The organism is Vibrio furnissii CIP 102972 (genome assembly GCF_000176175.1).
Lineage (GTDB): Bacteria > Pseudomonadota > Gammaproteobacteria > Enterobacterales > Vibrionaceae > Vibrio > Vibrio furnissii.
Genome location: NZ_ACZP01000018.1, coordinates 151,200 through 170,333, shown reverse-complemented (window position 1 = coordinate 170,333; position 19,134 = coordinate 151,200). Strand labels below are relative to the sequence as shown.

Here is a 19,134-nt window from a genome sequence, read left to right as displayed (position 1 = left end):
GGTATTGGTTTGAATTATGACCCAGTTTGTGGCCGCAACCGGCTTGAAAAACCCGCATTTGCAAACGCTGTTTCCGCGTTTCATTCGAAAAAAAGCGCTGTTTGAACCGGTGTGGCAAACCCTCGATACGCCGGACGGCGACTTTCTCGATCTCGCTTGGAGTGAAGACCCGCACCATGCCGATGCGCAAAATAAGCCGCTATTTGTGCTATTTCACGGCTTGGAAGGCTGTTTCTACAGCCCGTATGCCAATGGCTTGATGCACGCGTTTGCTCGCGACGGCTGGCTGTCGGTGATGATGCATTTTCGCGGTTGCAGCGGCAAACCCAACCATTTGGCGCGCGCGTACCATTCCGGTGAAGTGCAAGATGCGCGCTTTGTCTTGGAAACCTTGCGCGAGCAATTTCCCTCGCAACCCATGATTGCGGTCGGCATTTCGCTCGGCGGCAATATGCTGGTCAACTATCTGGCCGAGTTCAACCACGATCCCATCGTTAGTGCCGCAACCGTGGTCTCTGCGCCGCTGGATCTCGCCGCCTGTTCGGAGCGTATCGAACACGGATTTTCCAAACTCTATCGCACCTATTTGCTCTCGTCGCTCAAACAAAATGCGCTGCGCAAACATCAGTTGCTGAAAGGTGAATTGGGGCTGTCGTATCACAACATCAAACGCGTCACGCGCTTGCAAGAGTTTGATGATTTGATCACCGCGCCCCTGCACGGATTCAAAGACGCGCAGGATTACTATCAGCGCTGCTCAGGCATCCACAAACTCAAAGACATTCGCGTGCCGACTCAGATCATCCACGCCAAAGACGATCCGTTCATGACCGATGCCGTGATCCCCAAATTTGTCCTGCCGGAAAACATCGATTATCGCTTGTTTGATCAAGGCGGCCATGTGGGCTTCCTTAGTGGCTCGCTACTCAAACCGACCTTCTGGCTCGAACAATCCCTGCCCGCTTACTACGCGAGCCTGCGCGACAGCATCTAATCTGCACTGACTCGCTTGGCACTGACGCCTTCCCTCGAAGGCGTTATACTTGGGCATTCAACCACGAACATAAAAGCAAGAGGTATTTATGATCGTTCCGTGGCAGCAAATCGCGCCGGATACACTCGACAGTCTGATTCGTGAATTCGTGTTACGCGAAGGCACCGATTACGGCGAAGTCGAGATTTCGCTGCAAGAAAAAGTCGATCAAGTGAAGGCGCAATTGCAGTCTGGCGAGGCCGTGATCGTCTATTCAGAATTACATGAAACCGTTGATATCAAAGTCAATCAACGCTAACGGATGACGACAGTCATCTTTTCCGTGCTATAGTGATTCGACTTGGGCTGTGTTGAAACAGCCCGATTTTATGGACTCAGAGACAAGGTTTGTCATGTCAGCGAAACACCCTATTATCGCCGTCACCGGTTCGTCGGGCGCCGGCACAACCACGACCTCAGAAGCATTTCGCAAGATGTTCAATATGATGGACATCAAACCCGCGTGGGTGGAAGGCGATAGCTTTCACCGCTTTACTCGCCCAGAGATGGACGTCGAGATTCGCAAAGCGCGCGAGCAAGGTCGCCACATCAGCTATTTTGGGCCGCAAGCCAACGACTTTACCGCGCTGGAAGACTTCTTCCGTCAGTTTGGAAAATCAGGCACCGGTCAGGTCAGACGCTATCTTCACTCCTTTGACGAGGCCGTGCCGTACAATCAGATGCCGGGCACCTTTACGCCTTGGCAGCAGTTGCCAGAAAACTCCGATGTGCTGTTTTACGAAGGGCTGCACGGCGGGGTGGTCGATGGCGAAGTCAACGTCGCACAACACGTCGATTTTCTGATTGGCATGGTGCCGATTGTGAACTTGGAATGGATTCAAAAATACGTGCGTGACACGCGCGATCGCGGCCATTCTCGGGAAGCGGTGATGGATTCGATCGTGCGCTCGATGGACGATTACCTCAATTACATCACGCCGCAATTTTCTCGCACCCACATCAACTTTCAGCGCGTCCCCACCGTCGATACTTCCAACCCGCTCAATGCGAAAGGCATTCCCAGTTTGGATGAAAGCTTTGTCGTCATTCGCCTGCGCGGCATTAAAAACGTCGACTACCCCTACTTGCTGGCGATGATTGATGGCTCGTTCATGTCGCGCCACAACACCATTGTGGTACCGGGGGGGAAAATGGGCTTTGCCATGGAGCTGATCGTCAGACCTCTCCTGCAACAGCTGATAGAGTCAGGGAAAATTGGCTAATCATACCGTCACTGTGTCGATTACTTTTCATACCGTGATCATGTGCACAATTTTGCGTAGTTTATCCGTCCCCCGACACGATTAAAATCAAGAAATCGTTTGGGAAAAAGGATACTATTCCATACCGAAACACAAGATAACTTGCAGCAACAAGAAAGTCCTCTTATTCTAGAGAATCCAAAATAAGGCTTCGCTAAAATATGGATAGCAGCAAGCGTACCCTGCAGAGGAAGTGAGATATTATGGTTCTAGGTAAACCTCAAACCGACCCAACACTAGAGTGGTTTCTTTCACATTGTCACATTCATAAGTACCCTTCAAAAAGCACGCTGATTCACGCGGGCGAGAAAGCAGAAACGTTGTACTACATCGTCAAAGGTTCTGTTGCGGTACTGATCAAAGATGAAGAAGGTAAGGAGATGATTCTGTCTTACCTCAACCAAGGTGACTTCATCGGTGAGCTTGGCTTGTTTGAAGAAGGTCAGGAGCGTACTGCCTGGGTTCGTGCAAAATCTCCTTGTGAAGTAGCGGAAATTTCATTTAAGAAATTCCGTCAGCTGATTCAGGTTAACCCGGACATCCTGATGCGCCTGTCTGGTCAGATGGCTCGCCGTCTGCAAGTGACCAGCCAAAAAGTGGGTGACTTGGCGTTCTTAGACGTAACCGGTCGTATTGCACAGACCCTACTGAACTTGGCGAAACAACCCGACGCGATGACTCACCCAGACGGCATGCAGATTAAGATCACTCGTCAAGAGATTGGTCAAATCGTTGGCTGTTCACGTGAAACCGTGGGCCGCATCCTGAAGATGCTGGAAGAGCAGAACCTGATTTCTGCACACGGTAAAACCATCGTGGTGTACGGCACTCGTTAATCGACGTCGCAACAGCATTGCACAGAAAAGCCACCTTCGCGGTGGCTTTTTATTTGTGTCGATTGCGGTCAACGTGCCGTGGTTATTTGCTGTCGGTACTTTCAAAAATCTTATCGGCTGATGCCGCGACAAACCCGGTGTAGAGTTCACCATTGGCCATGGGGTAACGCTTGGCAAACTCATAAAAGCCCCCCGGAATGATCTCGCTGCCTTCAAGGAAACTCACTGGCACTTTATCTGCCATGGTCGATGACTGCTCGAGCAACACGTCGGGTGAACCCTTCACTTCACCGCCAGATTCATTGATAGTAAAGCCTGCGCTGCGTAGGTGATCGTTCACCTGTTTCACTTCATCCAGCGCCTTCAATTGATTCACGCTCACGGTAAAGTGGTTAGCGCCGTAACCATGTGCAGCCAACCAAGCCGCGTATTCGCTCTCTTTCGCCAGTTGCAGATAATCCGCGTAACTCAGATCCCACAAGCGGCCACCGTAGAGGAATGCCGGGTGCTGAAGTTGCGTCACATCCACTTGCGCCGCCAACTTCGCCACAATCGATTGCAGCTCAAGCGAGCACGCTTCCACTTTCAGTTCACTGATGAAAACTTTCGGTTGCAGCGGGTCTGGATGCTCAAAATGTTTTGCCACCAGCTTTTTGCTCTCAAACACGTAATCACCGCACGGCGTGTAGCCCAATGCCAGAAACGGTTTAGCCAGTGTTTCCAGCCCCAACGGCGCGATATTAAAGGTGCGCAGGGCGATGTGGTCGTTGATCAACACTTCGTCTTCCTGAAGCAGTTGATGCACCTTGTCGGCCGACGGACAAAGGCGTCGAATGTAGTCATTCCATAGGGATTCAAAAAGAACTGCTGGCGTCATAACGCCTCCTTGTCTGCGCTGCTCTGCAAGCAACCTGGGTGATTAAATTCTGTTGCCCAAGTGACCACTCACGACTTGGGGCGACGATACCGATTTATTGTTGTTCTGGTAAAAAGTGGCTACCCGATCCGAAGCCCGAGAAGGACCGGGTAGCCTTCAGCCTGTGACGTAAGCTAAATCATCAATTACAGTTCGATACCCGGACTCAACGTGGCTGGCAATTCAGTGGCCGAACCTTCCATCGACGCCATCGGATACGCGCAGTAGTCCGCGGCGTAGAACGCGCTTGGACGTAGGTTGCCCGACGCGCCCGGGCCACCAAATGGCGCATCGCCACTTGCGCCCGTCAGCTGACGGTTGCGGTTCACAATGCCAGCGCGAATGTGGTCCACAAAGTATTCCCACTCGCGGTCATCAGTGGTGACCAGACCCGCCGACAAACCAAACTGGGTGTCATTAGCCAGTTCAACCGCCTCGGCTAGCGTTTCGTAACGCACCACTTGTAGTAGCGGGCCAAAGTATTCGTCATCTGGTAGCTCGGCAATCGGCGTGACATCGATGATGCCCGGCGTGACAAACGCCGCTTGCAGACCGCGCGCTTCCAACAAAATTTCACCGCCCAGCGACTGTAAGTTTGCCTGCGCATTGAGAATCACGTCCGCGGCCGCTTTGGAAATTTGTGGCCCCATAAACGGTGCAGGCTCTGCAAAAGGTTGGTCGATGCGCAGTTTCTGAGTCGCTTCCACCAGACGCGTGATCAGCGCATCGCCCTTATCGCCGTGTGGTACGTACAAGCGGCGTGCACAGGTGCAACGCTGACCGGCACTGATGAAGGCCGATTGAATGATGGTATACACGGTGGCATCCAAATCACCATATTGATCGGAGATCACCATCGGGTTGTTGCCGCCCATTTCCAGTGCCAGCATCTTACCGGGTTGTCCTGCGAACTGACGGTGCAGCAGATGCCCCGTATTGGCGCTGCCAGTAAATAGCAAACCATCGATACCTTTTGACTGCGCGAGTGCAATGCCGGTCTCTTTACCGCCTTGTACCAGGTTCAGTACGCCTTTCGGCAAGCCCGCTTCTTCCCATAGTTTCATCGCTACTTCTCCCGTCCACGGGGTTTGTTCCGATGGTTTGAAGACCACAGTGTTGCCTGCCAGCAGCGCAGGTACGATGTGACCGTTTGGCAGGTGGCCCGGGAAATTGTACGGCCCAAAGACCGCCATCACGCCCAGCGGACGATGACGCAGCACAATTTGGTTGCCCGCCGCTTCACGCACGCTTTCACCGGTACGGTCATGGTAGGCTCGAATCGAGATCGCAATCTTGCCAGCCATGGCGGCGGCTTCGGTGCGCGTTTCCCAAATCGGTTTGCCGGTTTCTTTGGCAATCACTTCCGCAATGGCTTCGGCGTTGGCTTTAACCTTTTCAGCAAACGCCAGCACCACTTTTTCGCGTGCCGCGAATGGCAGTTTCTTCCACGCAACAAACGCAGTGCGCGCGGCTTTCACGGCATCTTCAACCTGAGCGGGCGTGGCACTGTCGCCCTGCCAGACGATTTCGTTGTTGTATGGGCTTAAAGAGGTGAGGTGTTCCCCCTGACCAGCCACCCATTGACCGGCAATCCACTGAGTCATTGTCTTGTCCTTCAATTCGTTACTGTGCGCAGATTATTGCGCTAGGATGCGCAAGAAGTCGCCTTGGTCGACTTGCAGCGCGGCTGCCACGTTCGGCGCAATAATCACGGTTCCCCGCTCACGGTTATAGGCTGCTTTCGCCGCCGTCGCGCGGAAATGTTCAAATGAGGTATTACACATCAGGAAATCCTGCGAGCTGGAATGCTCGGCGATCTCCACCTTGGCGCGCACCGAGTCGCGCACCGATTCAATGTTGCGCAGGTCGCATTCCACAGACGGGCCCGCATCGAAAATGTCGACGTAGTTACGACAGGTAAAGCCCTCTTTTTCCAGCAACTTCAGCGCCGGGCGGGTTTTCTCATGCACCTGACCAATCACCGCCTGCGCTTCTTTGCTCAGCAGGTTGATGTAAATCGGCAGCTTTGGCATCAAGTCGGCGATAAAGCCTTTCTTGCCGATGCCGGTCAGGTAATCCGCCATGGTGAAGTCGATGGAGAAAAAGTGCTCTTGCAACCATTGCCAAAATGGTGAGTTACCATCTTCGTCCGATACACCGCGCATCTCCGCAAAAATGGTTTGCGAGAATCGATGTGGATGCTCGGCCATCATCAGAAAGCGGCATTTCGACATCAGGCGTCCGTTGAGTCCCTCGCGAAACGGCGGGCGCAAAAACAGCGTGCAGATTTCCGAACAACCGGTGTAGTTGTTTCCAAACGTCAGCAACTTAACCACATTGTTGACGCCCAGTTTTGGCGAGGCATGCACAATGGTGCTGATGTGATAGGAGTAAAACGGAATATCCCAGCCCACGGACGCTTCGATGCCGGTAGTCCCGGCGACTTCACCGCTGTCGGAATCAAAGCCAACCATCAGGTAGCCCTCATCGCCCGGCTGGTTGACGTCGGGTTTGGTAAAGCTGTATTCGGAATGTTTAATGCGATTGGTCAACAGTTCTTCGTTAACCGGCAATGAGGTGAATCCATGACCCGATTCCACTGCGCAGGTGTGCAGCGCGTCGTAGTCTGAAATTGCAATAGGGCGAACAACTAGCATCAATACTCCCTCCAGATGCAAACAGGTCTAAATGCTTCGACCTGATAACGCCGCCATACCGCCCCCATCCGATGGGTTTGGTATGGCGCACGGGCTCGCTTAAACTAGGGTCGCAATCGCTTTATCTAGTCGTGCGAAACCTTCTTCGATTTCTTCTTTGGTGATGATCAAGGATGGGGTCATACGAACCACGTTCGCACCAGCCACCAGCAGCATCAGCCCTTGTTTACCACAGGCAACCAACACATCACGCGCGCGGCCTTGCCACTCGTCGTTCAGCGCCGCACCTAACAGCAGGCCTTTGCCACGAATTTCTTCAAACAGGTTGTACTTGGCATTGATTTTCGCCAAACCTTCACGGAACAGCGCTTCACGCTCTTTGACGCCCGCCAATGTTTCTGGCTTGCTCACCACATCCACAACAGCTTCTGCGACCGCACAAGCCAGCGGGTTACCGCCGTAAGTCGAACCATGCACGCCCACTTTCATGTGCTCTGCCAGTTTCGATGTGGTCAGCATGGCGCCGATAGGGAAACCGCCGCCCAGTGATTTGGCGGTGCTCAGGATGTCTGGCGTCACGCCAATGCCTTGGTAAGCGTAGAAGTGACCGGTACGACCGTTCCCGGTTTGCACTTCATCAAAAATCAGCAGCGCATTGTGTTTGTCACACAGCTCACGCACTGCCTGAACAAATTCTGGCGTAGGCGAAACAATACCGCCTTCACCTTGCAGCGGCTCCATCATCACCGCGCAAGTGCGGTCAGACATATGTGCTTGCAGCGCTGCCACATCGTTGTATGGCAGATGCGTCACATCCCCCGGTTTGGGACCAAAACCGTCAGAGTAAGCCGCTTGGCCACCCACAGTCACGGTAAAGAACGTACGGCCGTGGAAACCTTGTTTGAAAGCGATGATTTCTGATTTTTCAGGGCCGTGCACATCGGCCGCGTAGCGACGTGCCAGTTTCAGTGCCGCTTCGTTCGCTTCCGCGCCTGAGTTGGCAAAGAACACTTTTTCCGCAAAGCTGACTTCCGTCAGTTTCTTTGCCAGACGCAGTGCCGGCTCGTTGGTCATCACGTTACTGAGGTGCCACAGCTTGTTACCTTGCTCCGTCAGTGCGTTCACCATCGCAGGGTGACAATGCCCTAAACAGCTCACCGCGATGCCACCGGCAAAATCGATATACTCGTTGCCCTGCTGATCCCACACACGTGAGCCCTGTCCCTTCACCGGGATGAATTCCATCGGGTTGTAACAAGGCACCATCACCTCATCAAACAAACCGCGTTCTACTTTAGTTTCCACTGTCATTGCACATTCCTTCTCGATACCGCATGCCTAGCAGAAAGGCCGTCCTTTCACAAAACCTCGTCAATAAGATTTTGTATTGCATATCAGCTGATGCAGCATTGTATTTACAAATTATTAACCAGTTCAATAGTGATTTATTCTTTCAGCCAGTCGATTCAGCTCACAATCTTCACCACTCATGATTATTTATGCACCAAGTAAACACTTTTATGAAGCACTTTTTCATTATGGCTGAAAAAACCCTGTTCGCACCTTGGTTGAATAAGGCATAGCAAGGGATTGGCAGGATCTGCGGCGAATAAATTTTCAATGTAGAAAAAAGGAAATTTTGATGACGAAAATGTTAAGAATAGTGATCGCGATCAGGAAAAATTGTACAGCCCGCCCTGCCGCATCCTCGGCGGTAGCGCACAGGAGAACAGGGATGAGAGGTTATCGACGCAGGAAATTGGCCAGCAGTTCATGACCTTGTTCGGTTTTGATCGATTCCGGGTGGAACTGCACTGCATCAATAGGCAGAGTTTTATGCTGATAGCCCATGATCTCGTCCGGCGTGCCATCCGGTAGTTCCGTCCACGCCGTCAGCTCAAAGCAATCGGGAAGCGTGCCGTTTTTCACCACCAGCGAATGGTAACGCGTGACAGTGAGTGGGTTATTCAGCCCGGCAAACACGCTGCGCCCGGTATGACGCACCGGGGAAGTTTTGCCGTGCATCACCTGACGGGCGCGTACCACTTCACCCCCGAACACCTGTGCAATCGCCTGATGACCAAGACACACCCCCAGAATTGGCAGCCGGCCGGCAAAATGCGCAATCGCCGCCAGTGAAATGCCCGCTTCATTTGGCGTACACGGCCCCGGAGAAATCACCAGGTGACTGGGCGCCAGCGCTTCTATTTGCGCCAACGTGATTTCATCATTACGCACCACTTTGACCTCGGCACCCAGTTCGCAAAAATACTGGTAGAGGTTGTAAGTAAAAGAGTCGTAGTTATCGATGATCAGAAGCATAACGTCGCCAGCGTGAGACAAGAATGCCTCGCATTCTACAAACCAGCGCGCCAGATTCAATCAATAAAGCGGTTTATTTTGTTTTCAGCCGAGCTGACTTGCCATCGGGAGCGCGTACGCGTGTCGTGGGCGAGCAAATTGCAGGCGAACACATTAAGGGCGCCAACAAATCGGGGGAGCCATGCTCCCCCGTAATTATTGCCAACGTGCCGTACCCGAATATTCATACAGCGGGCATGTTCATGCTGTGGCGATATTTCGAGGTATATGCCCCGAGGTATGACTCAGCACATTACGCGGATGCTCGGCGGCCAGATTGGCAACGCCACCCACCTAACCCAAGCAGCAAGGCCAGCCCTGCCACGCTGAATGAACCGCCGTAGATATTGAGTTCAACCACGGCAGGATCATGGTCAGAAGCGCGGAAATGGTCCGCATATTTCGGCAGATCGCCTTTGTATTCATCGTTGTAGTCAAACAGCGTCGACTCACCGCCGTTGATGTGCCAATCCATGGCATCGACGACACGCAGCTTCAGACTGTCGCTGACCAACAGGTGATCGAGCGCGCCCACTTCGTCGTTGTACGAGTAGCTCCAGCTGTTGTCTTTGTGCGCCAGTTCCATCGCACTCAGATAACCGAAGCCTTGCGTGATCACCGCGCCGTCATCGCCAAACTGGGGTTGTTCACCAATCACGGTATTGCGCGCTGCTTGAATGACTTTGCCGTATTTCTCTGGCGTGTAGTCCGTCAGAACCAGCATCGGATCTTCCTTACCGTACGAGTTCATGTCGCCAAGAATCACTTTGTGACCGTCGATTTTCGCCAACGCTTCCCCCAGTGCCACCGCTCCGGCAACACGGAAGTTCTCACACGAACCCTGCAGATCGGCATCCGCGCCGCCCTGCCCACCTTCACTGACTGGCGCCGCATCTTCCCAGCAGGCTGAACCTTTGGATTTAAGGTGATTGACTGCAACGGTGATGGTCTCGTTCCCGCCTTTGACTTTAAAGGTCGGCGCCAGCGTATCACGCTGGTAGTTCTTACCATCTTCAATCACTTTGCCTTCCTCATTCAGCACTTCAGGTGCTTGCTGACTTGGCATTGGGATCACTCGGCTTTGCAGCAGTTTGACCACTTTGTCACGATAAATCACGCCCGTGGTGATCGCGTCGCTGCCAACCGAATCTTTCTCATCGGTCTGACCATCCTGATTCGAATCCACGGCCACAAACTGGTAACGTTTTTTCTTGTCATCGATACGTTCGTTGAGCTGATCGACCAGCTGGCGAATCGCCGCACCATCACCAAAACCGTTGTTCTCAATTTCCATCAAGCCGACGATGTCCGCATCCAGACGCAAAATCGCATTGACGATCTTCGCCTGCTGCATCGAGAACTCAGTCAAGTTACTGGCACCGCGGTTATCACCGTGCTGATTCGCGTCTCCCCCATAAGGGGAATTGAAATAGTTGAGGACGTTAAACGACGCGATGCGCAAATCCCCTTCGTACATCTTCGGTTTGGCGGTACGCGGATCGTTGTGGACCAGATTGTCCTGACTGATGGTGTTGGCCACCACCAGACGGTATTCGCCGTAGCTGTAGGTCACCACGCCTTCCACATCGAACAGCGTATCATCCACACGAATGTAGTCTTCCGTTGAGCCATCCTGATCGATATCGCTGCGGCCAAATTGCGGGTAATAAGGGATCTGACCATCACCCGCTTTGGCATCCGATTCCACAAACAGTCGGCGCTGAGCGTTGTCGATGCTCTGTTGCTGAGCGGGTTCGGAGCCTGCCGGGAACAGCTGGTTCGGCTGCATGTTCACACGCCCTTGGGCGAGCACCATATTGTTGCGGCGCGCATCGTAATCGTAACCAAAGGTGCGGGTGACACGCATATCCAGCGCTTTCGGCAGCGTCACCAACATGCCTTCGTAGCGTTCCATGGTTTGGGCAAAGTGCTCGTCGCTGCCTAACATAGTGACCTCGTGCGCGGTTGGTGCGGCTTGTTCGGACAATTTTTCCCACTGATTGTTCTCCACTTTCAGTTGGGTCAGATTGTAGTACTCCTGCACTTTACCGCGGGTACACACGACATCCCCCGGCTGAAGATCGCTCGACGACTGACCGGTCAACACAAACAGCCCTTCTGATGTCAACGGATTGTGGTCATCGTCCAACGCTTGCAGATAGAACCCTTTGGTCAGTCCGCCCGTCACCGCACTGACCACCCCTTTCACCGTGTATTCGTCGTCGGTGATGTACGGATAACCATTGATCAACGGTGATGTATCGCCCTCGCCCTGAATATCCTGAATGGCGGTAAAGGTTGGCTCGTTGCCATCCTGAGCACAAGTGAACGCCTGAGGCAGCGCTGTATCAAGCGACCCCAAACCGTCGATGACATTGGCATCCCACACCATCCACTGTTGTGGTTGATACACCGCCGATGGCGTCAGCGCATCGGCTTGGCGCACCAGCGTGCGGTCTTTCCCGAAATCGGCGCCGCCCATCTCGCCAATGACATCATGCACGGCACCATCGCTGTTAAGCAGCGCCACAGGATCGTTGCCGTTAAAATTAATCACGCTGTTGTTGCTGATATCGGTGACCGCCTGAATGTCACTGTTCGCGCCAGAGTTGGACAGCACCAACACATCGTGTGCGGCGATCACTTGGCCGCTCAGCGGAAAGGCTTTATCCCAGCTGCCACTGCCGTTGGTCGACATGGCCAGCACGTAGCCATCCAGGCTGACCGACACGTCGCCCGTGTTGGCGATCTCGATCGCTTTGTTGTAACTGCTGCCCTCAACGTATTGCGACAGCACAATCTCCGCGCGTACTGGCGCACTGAGTCCCGCAGCAATGGCCAGCGCCAATGCCGAAAAAGAAACTGAAAAAGTGGGTTGGGTATGCATGATTAGCCTCGTCATCCCTACGATGTAATCTGGGTATGGAGTAAAGTGCGATATGTCACACTCAGCAGTGCAACACGGTTAAAAACATCAACCAGTGTTGTGCTTTTGTTTGCAAATACAAACCATTCACTATGCATATCGAGACATATCTCGCATTCTCAAAACCAATGTTTGAACCCAGTGCAAAGTTTCAACAGTTAACGTAAAAACTTAAATGAACATTAGATTAAACATTGATTACAAAGCGATTTCTTCAGGCATAAAAAAGCCCCGGACCATGCCGGGGCTTTTTACATTCGGAGAACGTTTACGGACGAGCGACAAAACCGACAGCATCAAACACTTTCTTCAGCGTTTGTAGCGCACGCGCTGAGGCTTTTTCTGCACCATCACGCATCACGCTGTCGAGGTAGGCGCGATCTGCGCGCACGCGGTGGTATTCGGCTTGAACGGGTTCGAGCATCGCCACCAGCGCTTCACCAACGTCTTTCTTAAACGGACCGTACATTTCCACGCCTGCATATTGCGCTTCAATCTCGGCAAACGTTTTACCGGTCGCCGCAGCGTACAGGCCCATCAGGTTCGAGATACCCGCTTTCGCTTCAACATCGTGTGCGATACGTGGCGGCGTGTCTGTGTCTGTCTGGGCTTTGTTGATCTTCTTGATGATCGACTTCGGATCTTCCAGCAACGTGATCACGTTCTTGCGGTTGTCATCCGACTTCGACATCTTCTTGGTCGCATCTTGCAGGCTCATCACACGCGCATTCACAGTTGGAATGTACGGCTCTGGCACTTCAAAGATAGGCGTTTCTGGGCTGTAGATGTTGTTGAAACGGGTGGCGATATCGCGCGCCAGCTCCAAGTGCTGCTTCTGGTCGCTGCCCACGGGCACTTGGTGCGCACCGTACAGCAAAATATCCGCAGCCATCAGCACCGGGTAATCAAACAGACCCGCGTTCACATCGTTCGCGTAACGCGCTGATTTGTCCTTAAACTGAGTCATGCGGCTCAGCTCGCCCATCTGGGTGTAACAGTTAAGAACCCAACCCAATTGAGCATGCTCTGGTACATGAGACTGAACAAATAGCGTGCTCTTTTTCGGGTCAACACCAACGGCCAGACAGATTGCCAATGCATCCAGTGTCGCTTCATGCAGCGCTTTCGGATCTTGACGAACCGTGATCGCATGCAAATCTACCACACAGTAGTGACAGTCATAATCGTCTTGCATCTGTTGCCATTGACGGAGAGCACCCAAGTAGTTACCGATACTTAGTTCACCTGACGGTTGAACACCACTCAATACAATGGGTTTGCTCATGAGAATGATTTCCTTGTTACTTAATATGAGATAAGACAGAACAAATCTGTGAAAAAAGCGCGCTCAGACCACGTGGCGCGCGCTTTGATGTGAAAAACATCAAACCAGCAGTGTACTCATTAACAAGTATTTTGCCAGCGAAGATTGACGTCTTTTACGCAGAAACGAGCACAACATCGAGCAATTGCGCGATGTTATCGGCGACCACATTCGGCTCAGATGCCGCGATAGGCTCACCGTGGTTGTATCCGTAAGTCAGACCAAACGACGCACAGCCGGCATTTTTCGCCGCCAGAATGTCGTTCTTAGAATCGCCGACCATCAGCATTTCGCTGGCGCTGAGGTGATGTTTGTCCAGCAGCCAGTTGAGTGCCATCGGATCCGGTTTTTTATTCGGGAAGGTATCACCGCCAATCACGTCGGTAAAAAAGCCATCAATGCCGTGTTGCGCCAACACGTGCGGCACAAACTTCGACGGTTTGTTGGTCACCAACGCCAGCGTAAAGCCCGCGCGGTGCAGCTGCGCCAGCGTCTCCTTCACGTTGGGGTACAAATGACTCAGTTTGTGGCCGGTTTGCTCATAAAACTCATCAAACAACACGCGCGCTTGGCTGCGCACTTCGTCGCTCAATGACGGATCAATCGTCAAGCTGTGACTTAATGAACGCGCAATCAACACATCAGCACCGTTGCCGACATAATCACGCACTTGCAGTTCTGTCACGCCCGGGAATCCCATGGCGCGCACCGCTTGATCGGCGGCAACCGCCAAGTCTGGCACACTGTCGAGCAGCGTGCCGTCGAGATCAAAAGCGATCAACTTAATTTGGTTCAAAACAATCTTCCTAAAGCTTTCAAATGATGGGATCGCGTTATTCAACGTGCGCCAGTTCGGCACGCATCGCATCGATCACCGCTTTGTAATCGGGCTGACCGAAAATCGCGGAGCCTGCAACAAACATATCCGCACCAGCGGCTGCGATTTCGCGAATGTTGTCCACTTTCACACCGCCGTCGATTTCCAGACGAATGTCACGGCCGCTGTCGTCAATCAGCTTGCGCACTGCGCGCAGTTTATCCAGCGTGTGCGGAATGAATGACTGGCCGCCAAAGCCCGGGTTGACCGACATCAGCAAAATCATATCGACTTTGTCCATGATGTAATCAAGGTGGCTGAGTGATGTTGCGGGGTTGAGCACCACGCCCGCTTTGCAGCCGTGCTCTTTGATCAGTTGCAGTGTGCGATCCACATGCTCCGACGCTTCCACGTGGAAGGTGATCATTGAGGCGCCCGCTTTGGCAAAATCAGGAATGATGCGATCGACCGGTTTGACCATCAGGTGCACGTCGATCGGTGCGGTAATGCCGTAATCGCGCAGCGCTTTACAAATCGGCGCGCCAAACGTCAGATTAGGTACGTAGTGGTTGTCCATCACGTCAAAGTGAACCACGTCGGCACCCGCCGCGAGCACTTTTTCGACGTCTTCCCCGAGACGGGCAAAATCTGCAGAGAGAATGGATGGCGCAATGAGAAAATCTTTCATACCTGACCTCTTAGGCGATGGAATGGAGTGAACAGTTTGTGTTCGACATTCTACCTAAGGGAGCAGAGAGATCCTAGCGCCAAGGGCCAAGCCAACCGGCAAATCTGCACATTCGGCGCCAGTGATTACAAATCCTGTTGAGCCGGACTAAACAGCGCCAGCAGTTCGTCGACCTTATTGCGGCCCGCGCCGTTGCGACTGATGGTACGCTTCACTTTCACCACGTTGAGCTGCGCGCCATGGTACAAACGGCGGGTCAAAATGGTGTCGTGGTTAGAAATCAGCACCGGAATGCCGCGTTCTGTTGCGGTTTTTTCAGCGATATCGGCCAGCGCCGCTTGGTCATCAAGCGTAAAACCATTGCCTGCGTATGAGGTAAAGTTCGCCGTGGAGGAGAGCGGCGCGTACGGGGGATCGCAATACACCACGCTGCTGGCTGCCGCGCGGCGGAATGTTTCGTCGTACCCCGTGCAGATAAAGGTCGCGCGCTGCGCTTTTTCGGCAAAGAATTCCAGTTCTGCTTGCGGGAAATAAGGCTTTTTGTACGAACCGAACGGCACATTGAAGCCGCCTTTTTTGTTGTAACGGCACAGGCCATTAAAGCCAAAACGGTTCATGTATAAAAAGGCTAGCGAGCGGTACATGATATCGTCGGTCTGATTAAACTGCTGACGAATCGACAGGTACGCTTCTTTGCGATTGTTTTCCGGCGTAAACCAGCGTCGGGCTTCGTCAATATAATCGTTTGGACGCTCTTTGAGCAGATTGTAGAGATTGATCAGGTCCGGATTGATATCCGCCAGCAAGTAATGCTTAAACTCGGTGTTGAGAAAGATAGACCCAGCGCCGACAAACGGTTCAACCAGTTCATCAGCCGGTGGCAGGTGGCGTTGAATATCTTCGACGAGGCCAAACTTTCCCCCCGCCCATTTCAGAAAGGCACGCTGCTTTTTCATCTACTGCTCTAATCAATCACCGAAAAAATAAGGCTGCGGAATGTAACACATTTTCAGACCAGACCCAACGTAAAAGGCACCGAATGGCGCAGCCTTACTGGCCACGCTCAATTTCTCGCTGCACCTGACTGAGTGATTTGGCCCACGGCCCCATCGCTTGTAGCGCTTTTGGCAGTGTTTCCACCGCATCACGCGCCATCTGAATGGTGGGGTAATTGCTGTAGGTGATGATGTACCACTCGACGTCGTTGCGCAGTGTCGGGTAAACATTCACTTGGCCTTGCAACTGATGCCGTTCAATGAACGTCTGCACTTCGGCCAGCGAGTTGACCGCCGCCAGTTGCAACGTGTAGCTGCGGGGCGACATCGCTTTCAGCTCGTCTCGGCCAAATGAGAACGTGATGGGCGACGACGGTGGCGTTTGCGCCTCCGCACTCGGTTGCTCTAACGCAGGCTGTGGTGCTTCTACCGCCGTTTGCAACGCGCCATCCGTCGTTTGTGCCGTCGTTTGTGCTGACGCATCGCTTTGAGGCGCAGCGGCCACGACCTCATCCAGCACTTGAGTATCCGAAGGTTTCGCTTTGCCTTCCAGCAGCGCATCAACCACATCGGAGGTAATCACCACACGCTGTTGATCGCTGTCGGCTTGCCCCACACCTTCAGTAGATTCTTTCACATCTGGCGGGAGTGCCGACGAGTCATCTTCCGCTTGATCGGGTTGCGAGCTGACCGTCGACAGCACCGAATCCATCTTGGTGGCCGCGCCGCTCGACACGCTCAACGTCGGAATGGCCGTTTGATCAGCCGTTTGTGTCAAACGCTGCGTTTTTTCATTTGGGGAAGGTTGCGAGAGCATCCACCAGTAACCGCCGCCGATCAGGAGCAACAGAATCAGCACCAGTAACGTAATCTTCAACGGCGAACCGATGATAGAACGAATCACAATGCGTTTTTCCATTTTCTGATCTGCGAGTGCCATAATCTCTCCCGGTAACGGTTTCACTTTCTTGTAGGCGTTGCGCACCTGACGTTCCATCTCGTCTTCTACATAACGCATGACGCGCTGTTCAAACAGCCGATCGGACTCATCTGGTGAAAGCGCCTCAATTTCGAGGTCCACCGGTTTCAAATCCTGGCCATAACTCAGGCGAGTCAGCAGTGCGTCCAAGCTGTTGGACTGCGCAAACAACACAACGTTCACCGTCCAGCGCGGATTGCTTTGCGCTTCTAGCACCCACATCCACAATTCAGACACCATGGTGTCCGTGAGCAGATGGGCATCATCCACCACCACCACGATGTCGCAGCTGCTGTCTTCAAACAGGCGGGAGAAACTTTCGACCAAAGCATCTTTCGGATTGAACAGCGGCTCCGACACCAGTTGTGTCAACAACGTGGTGCGGCGCTGTTCGTCATCCTGATTCGGATGGCACATCAAGAGCGACTGGTTTTTATCGTCTGCCCAATGTTCCAGATAACGTTGAGCCAACCAGGATTTTCCGGCCCCCAACGGACCGACCACATTGACGAAGTTGGAGCCAAAGCGGGTCAGCAGCTGCAAGCGTTCAAGCAGCTCGACCTGAGAATCCAACGTCAACTCATGTGCCAAACTCATGGAGATTCCTAATGACAATCAGTGGTCACACTGAAAAAATTCGCATTACACCGTACGGCAGTAGTCGATCGCCTGTTCAATCACCGCTTCCGGTACCCCTTTCACCACATCGGCGGTCCCAATGCTGGTCGGTAATACCAAGCGTAGCTCACCCGCCAGCACTTTTTTATCGCGCATCATGTGTTTCATGAAATCGTGGAACGACATGCTGTCTGGCGTGTGCACCGGCAGATTGGCTTTTTGCAGAATCGCGAGAATGCGATCCAGTTGATCTTGAGAGATAAGCCCTTGAAGCTGAGCGGTTTTCGCCGCCATCACTGTGCCTGCTGCCACGGCTTCACCGTGTAGCCAATTACCATAACCCAGTTCCGCTTCGATCGCATGACCAAATGTATGACCTAGGTTCAACAACGCACGAATACCGGCTTCTTTTTCATCTTGCGCCACCACTTCCGCTTTGATTTGACAGCAACGTGCGATCGCATAAGAGAGCGCGTGCTTGTCCAGCGCATAGAGCGAGTCCATGTTCTGTTCCAGCCACACAAAGAAGTCGTGATCGTAAATGATGCCATATTTGATCACTTCCGCCATCCCCGCGGCAAATTCGCGTGCAGGCAACGTCGACAAACAATCGGTGTCGATGATGACGGCTTTGGGTTGGTAGAATGCACCAATCATGTTTTTGCCCAGTGGGTGATTGACCGCGGTTTTGCCCCCCACGGACGAATCCACCTGAGACAACAAGGTGGTCGGGATCTGAATGAAATCGACGCCACGTTGATAACATGCCGCAGCAAAGCCCACCAAGTCACCAATCACGCCACCACCGAGAGCAATAATCACCACATCGCGGCTGTAATTGTGCTCGAGCAGGTAGCTCATGACCGTATTGAAGGTATCGAGGCTTTTGTATTTTTCACCGTCAGGCAGTTCTAACACCGCAGACTGACAGCCTTTTTGATCGAGCAAAGCCGTGATCCGATCAGCATACAGCGGAGCCACTGTATGATTGGTGATGATCAGAACCTTTTGTTTTGCTGATAAAGAAAGAAGAGCCGGATCATTAAATAATCCGGCACCAATTGAGATTGGGTAGCTACGCTCATCTAAACTGACCGTAATCCGTTCCATGGTTCGTACTCCAAGTAAAAGAACAACTTAATGTTCTTCTAGCATTTTTACGATCTGGTTGGCTACCACTTTTGCACTTTGATCGTCTGTGCGTACCGTAATATCTGCAATTTCTTCATACAGAGGGTTACGCTCACCCGCGAGTGTTTCGAGCACTTCACGCGGATTGTCGGTTTGCAGCAACGGGCGTTTCTTGTCGCGGTTAGTGCGCGCCAGTTGTTTTTCAATGGTCGTTTCAAGGTAAACAACAATACCACGTGCAGATAGACGGTTGCGGTTCTCTTTGCTCTTCACAGAACCACCACCCGTGGCAAGAACAATACCTTGCTCTTCGGTGAGATCATTAATGACCGCTTCTTCGCGTTTGCGGAAGCCTTCTTCACCTTCGACGTCAAAGACCCATGCGATATCTGCACCTGTGCGCTCTTCAATCACTGTATCAGAGTCGACAAACTCCATATGCAGTTGTTGAGCCAGGTGTCTACCAATTGTGCTTTTGCCGGCGCCCATCGGGCCAACAAGGAAAATATTGCGTTTTTCAGCCATGTTTAGCAGTAATTTACAACGTTAATTCAATGACATCGCCACAAGGTTACGCCAGACAGCCGTCAG

17 protein-coding genes are annotated in these 19,134 nt (G+C 52.7%); 4 read left to right on the top strand and 13 right to left on the bottom strand.

Annotation, left to right across the window (positions count from 1 at the left end; translation table 11 throughout):
* Positions 1 to 16: 16 nt before the first annotated feature.
* The 4 genes from VFA_RS19535 (at position 17) to crp (ending at position 3,131) form a co-directional block, all read left to right on the top strand.
* Positions 17 to 994, top strand: coding sequence for a hydrolase (locus VFA_RS19535; protein WP_004728585.1), 978 nt, complete (start codon positions 17 to 19; stop codon positions 992 to 994).
* A gap of 88 nt (positions 995 to 1,082) precedes the next feature.
* Positions 1,083 to 1,292 (top strand): YheU family protein, encoded by a 210-nt coding sequence (locus VFA_RS19530; protein WP_004728584.1) that lies wholly within the window; start codon positions 1,083 to 1,085, stop codon positions 1,290 to 1,292.
* Between the two features lie 94 nt (positions 1,293 to 1,386).
* Entirely contained in the window at positions 1,387 to 2,256 is an 870-nt protein-coding gene (locus VFA_RS19525) for a phosphoribulokinase (protein ID WP_004728583.1), read from the top strand.
* A gap of 242 nt (positions 2,257 to 2,498) precedes the next feature.
* Positions 2,499 to 3,131, top strand: a complete 633-nt coding sequence (gene crp, locus VFA_RS19520) for a cAMP-activated global transcriptional regulator CRP (RefSeq protein ID WP_004728582.1) — start codon at positions 2,499 to 2,501, stop codon at positions 3,129 to 3,131.
* Positions 3,132 to 3,213: 82 nt separating this feature from the next.
* Here crp and VFA_RS19515 read toward each other — a convergent pair whose 3' ends face one another.
* The 13 genes from VFA_RS19515 to aroK all read right to left on the bottom strand — a co-directional run bounded on the left by VFA_RS19515 (position 3,214) and on the right by aroK (position 19,068).
* Entirely contained in the window at positions 3,214 to 4,008 is a 795-nt protein-coding gene (locus tag VFA_RS19515) for a DUF1338 domain-containing protein (RefSeq protein ID WP_004728581.1), read from the bottom strand.
* A gap of 185 nt (positions 4,009 to 4,193) precedes the next feature.
* A complete protein-coding gene (astD, locus tag VFA_RS19510; RefSeq protein ID WP_004728580.1) occupies positions 4,194 to 5,651 on the bottom strand; it encodes a succinylglutamate-semialdehyde dehydrogenase in 1,458 nt (485 codons plus the stop codon).
* A 33-nt stretch (positions 5,652 to 5,684) separates the two neighbouring features.
* A complete protein-coding gene (gene astA / locus VFA_RS19505) occupies positions 5,685 to 6,704 on the bottom strand; it encodes an arginine N-succinyltransferase (RefSeq protein WP_004728579.1) in 1,020 nt (339 codons plus the stop codon).
* Positions 6,705 to 6,803: 99 nt separating this feature from the next.
* On the bottom strand, positions 6,804 to 8,015 hold the full coding sequence (locus VFA_RS19500) for an aspartate aminotransferase family protein (RefSeq protein ID WP_004728578.1): 1,212 nt from the start codon (positions 8,013 to 8,015) through the stop codon (positions 6,804 to 6,806).
* Between the two features lie 432 nt (positions 8,016 to 8,447).
* Entirely contained in the window at positions 8,448 to 9,026 is a 579-nt protein-coding gene (locus VFA_RS19495) for an aminodeoxychorismate/anthranilate synthase component II (protein ID WP_004728577.1), read from the bottom strand.
* 292 nt (positions 9,027 to 9,318) lie between these two features.
* A complete protein-coding gene (locus VFA_RS19490) occupies positions 9,319 to 11,952 on the bottom strand; it encodes an ExeM/NucH family extracellular endonuclease (protein WP_004728576.1) in 2,634 nt (877 codons plus the stop codon).
* Between the two features lie 307 nt (positions 11,953 to 12,259).
* Positions 12,260 to 13,276, bottom strand: coding sequence for a tryptophan--tRNA ligase (gene trpS, locus VFA_RS19485; protein WP_004728575.1), 1,017 nt, complete (start codon positions 13,274 to 13,276; stop codon positions 12,260 to 12,262).
* Between the two features lie 154 nt (positions 13,277 to 13,430).
* Positions 13,431 to 14,111, bottom strand: a complete 681-nt coding sequence (locus VFA_RS19480; RefSeq protein ID WP_004728574.1) for a phosphoglycolate phosphatase — start codon at positions 14,109 to 14,111, stop codon at positions 13,431 to 13,433.
* 37 nt (positions 14,112 to 14,148) lie between these two features.
* On the bottom strand, positions 14,149 to 14,820 hold the full coding sequence (rpe, locus tag VFA_RS19475; protein ID WP_004728573.1) for a ribulose-phosphate 3-epimerase: 672 nt from the start codon (positions 14,818 to 14,820) through the stop codon (positions 14,149 to 14,151).
* Positions 14,821 to 14,945: 125 nt separating this feature from the next.
* A complete protein-coding gene (locus tag VFA_RS19470; RefSeq protein WP_004728572.1) occupies positions 14,946 to 15,776 on the bottom strand; it encodes a Dam family site-specific DNA-(adenine-N6)-methyltransferase in 831 nt (276 codons plus the stop codon).
* 94 nt (positions 15,777 to 15,870) lie between these two features.
* Positions 15,871 to 17,391: an SPOR domain-containing protein gene (locus VFA_RS19465; RefSeq protein ID WP_004728571.1), complete on the bottom strand. Its 1,521-nt coding sequence runs from the start codon at positions 17,389 to 17,391 to the stop codon at positions 15,871 to 15,873.
* 45 nt (positions 17,392 to 17,436) lie between these two features.
* A complete protein-coding gene (gene aroB / locus VFA_RS19460) occupies positions 17,437 to 18,522 on the bottom strand; it encodes a 3-dehydroquinate synthase (RefSeq protein WP_004728570.1) in 1,086 nt (361 codons plus the stop codon).
* Between the two features lie 27 nt (positions 18,523 to 18,549).
* Complete coding sequence (aroK, locus tag VFA_RS19455) at positions 18,550 to 19,068, bottom strand: shikimate kinase AroK (RefSeq protein ID WP_004728569.1); 519 nt, start codon at positions 19,066 to 19,068, stop codon at positions 18,550 to 18,552.
* Between the last annotated feature and the right edge of the window lie 66 nt (positions 19,069 to 19,134).

Excerpts from the sequence above, each read along its gene's own strand:
- VFA_RS19535 (WP_004728585.1), top strand. The coding sequence starts at position 17 with ATGACCCAGTTTGTGGCCGCAACCGGCTTGAAAAACCCGCATTTGCAA.
- VFA_RS19530 (WP_004728584.1), top strand. The coding sequence starts at position 1,083 with ATGATCGTTCCGTGGCAGCAAATCGCGCCGGATACACTCGACAGTCTG.
- VFA_RS19525 (WP_004728583.1), top strand. The coding sequence starts at position 1,387 with ATGTCAGCGAAACACCCTATTATCGCCGTCACCGGTTCGTCGGGCGCC.
- crp (WP_004728582.1), top strand. The coding sequence starts at position 2,499 with ATGGTTCTAGGTAAACCTCAAACCGACCCAACACTAGAGTGGTTTCTT.
- VFA_RS19515 (WP_004728581.1), bottom strand. The coding sequence starts at position 4,008 with ATGACGCCAGCAGTTCTTTTTGAATCCCTATGGAATGACTACATTCGA.
- astD (WP_004728580.1), bottom strand. The coding sequence starts at position 5,651 with ATGACTCAGTGGATTGCCGGTCAATGGGTGGCTGGTCAGGGGGAACAC.
- astA (WP_004728579.1), bottom strand. The coding sequence starts at position 6,704 with ATGCTAGTTGTTCGCCCTATTGCAATTTCAGACTACGACGCGCTGCAC.
- VFA_RS19500 (WP_004728578.1), bottom strand. The coding sequence starts at position 8,015 with ATGACAGTGGAAACTAAAGTAGAACGCGGTTTGTTTGATGAGGTGATG.
- VFA_RS19495 (WP_004728577.1), bottom strand. The coding sequence starts at position 9,026 with ATGCTTCTGATCATCGATAACTACGACTCTTTTACTTACAACCTCTAC.
- VFA_RS19490 (WP_004728576.1), bottom strand. The coding sequence starts at position 11,952 with ATGCATACCCAACCCACTTTTTCAGTTTCTTTTTCGGCATTGGCGCTG.
- trpS (WP_004728575.1), bottom strand. The coding sequence starts at position 13,276 with ATGAGCAAACCCATTGTATTGAGTGGTGTTCAACCGTCAGGTGAACTA.
- rpe (WP_004728573.1), bottom strand. The coding sequence starts at position 14,820 with ATGAAAGATTTTCTCATTGCGCCATCCATTCTCTCTGCAGATTTTGCC.
- VFA_RS19470 (WP_004728572.1), bottom strand. The coding sequence starts at position 15,776 with ATGAAAAAGCAGCGTGCCTTTCTGAAATGGGCGGGGGGAAAGTTTGGC.
- VFA_RS19465 (WP_004728571.1), bottom strand. The coding sequence starts at position 17,391 with ATGAGTTTGGCACATGAGTTGACGTTGGATTCTCAGGTCGAGCTGCTT.
- aroB (WP_004728570.1), bottom strand. The coding sequence starts at position 18,522 with ATGGAACGGATTACGGTCAGTTTAGATGAGCGTAGCTACCCAATCTCA.
- aroK (WP_004728569.1), bottom strand. The coding sequence starts at position 19,068 with ATGGCTGAAAAACGCAATATTTTCCTTGTTGGCCCGATGGGCGCCGGC.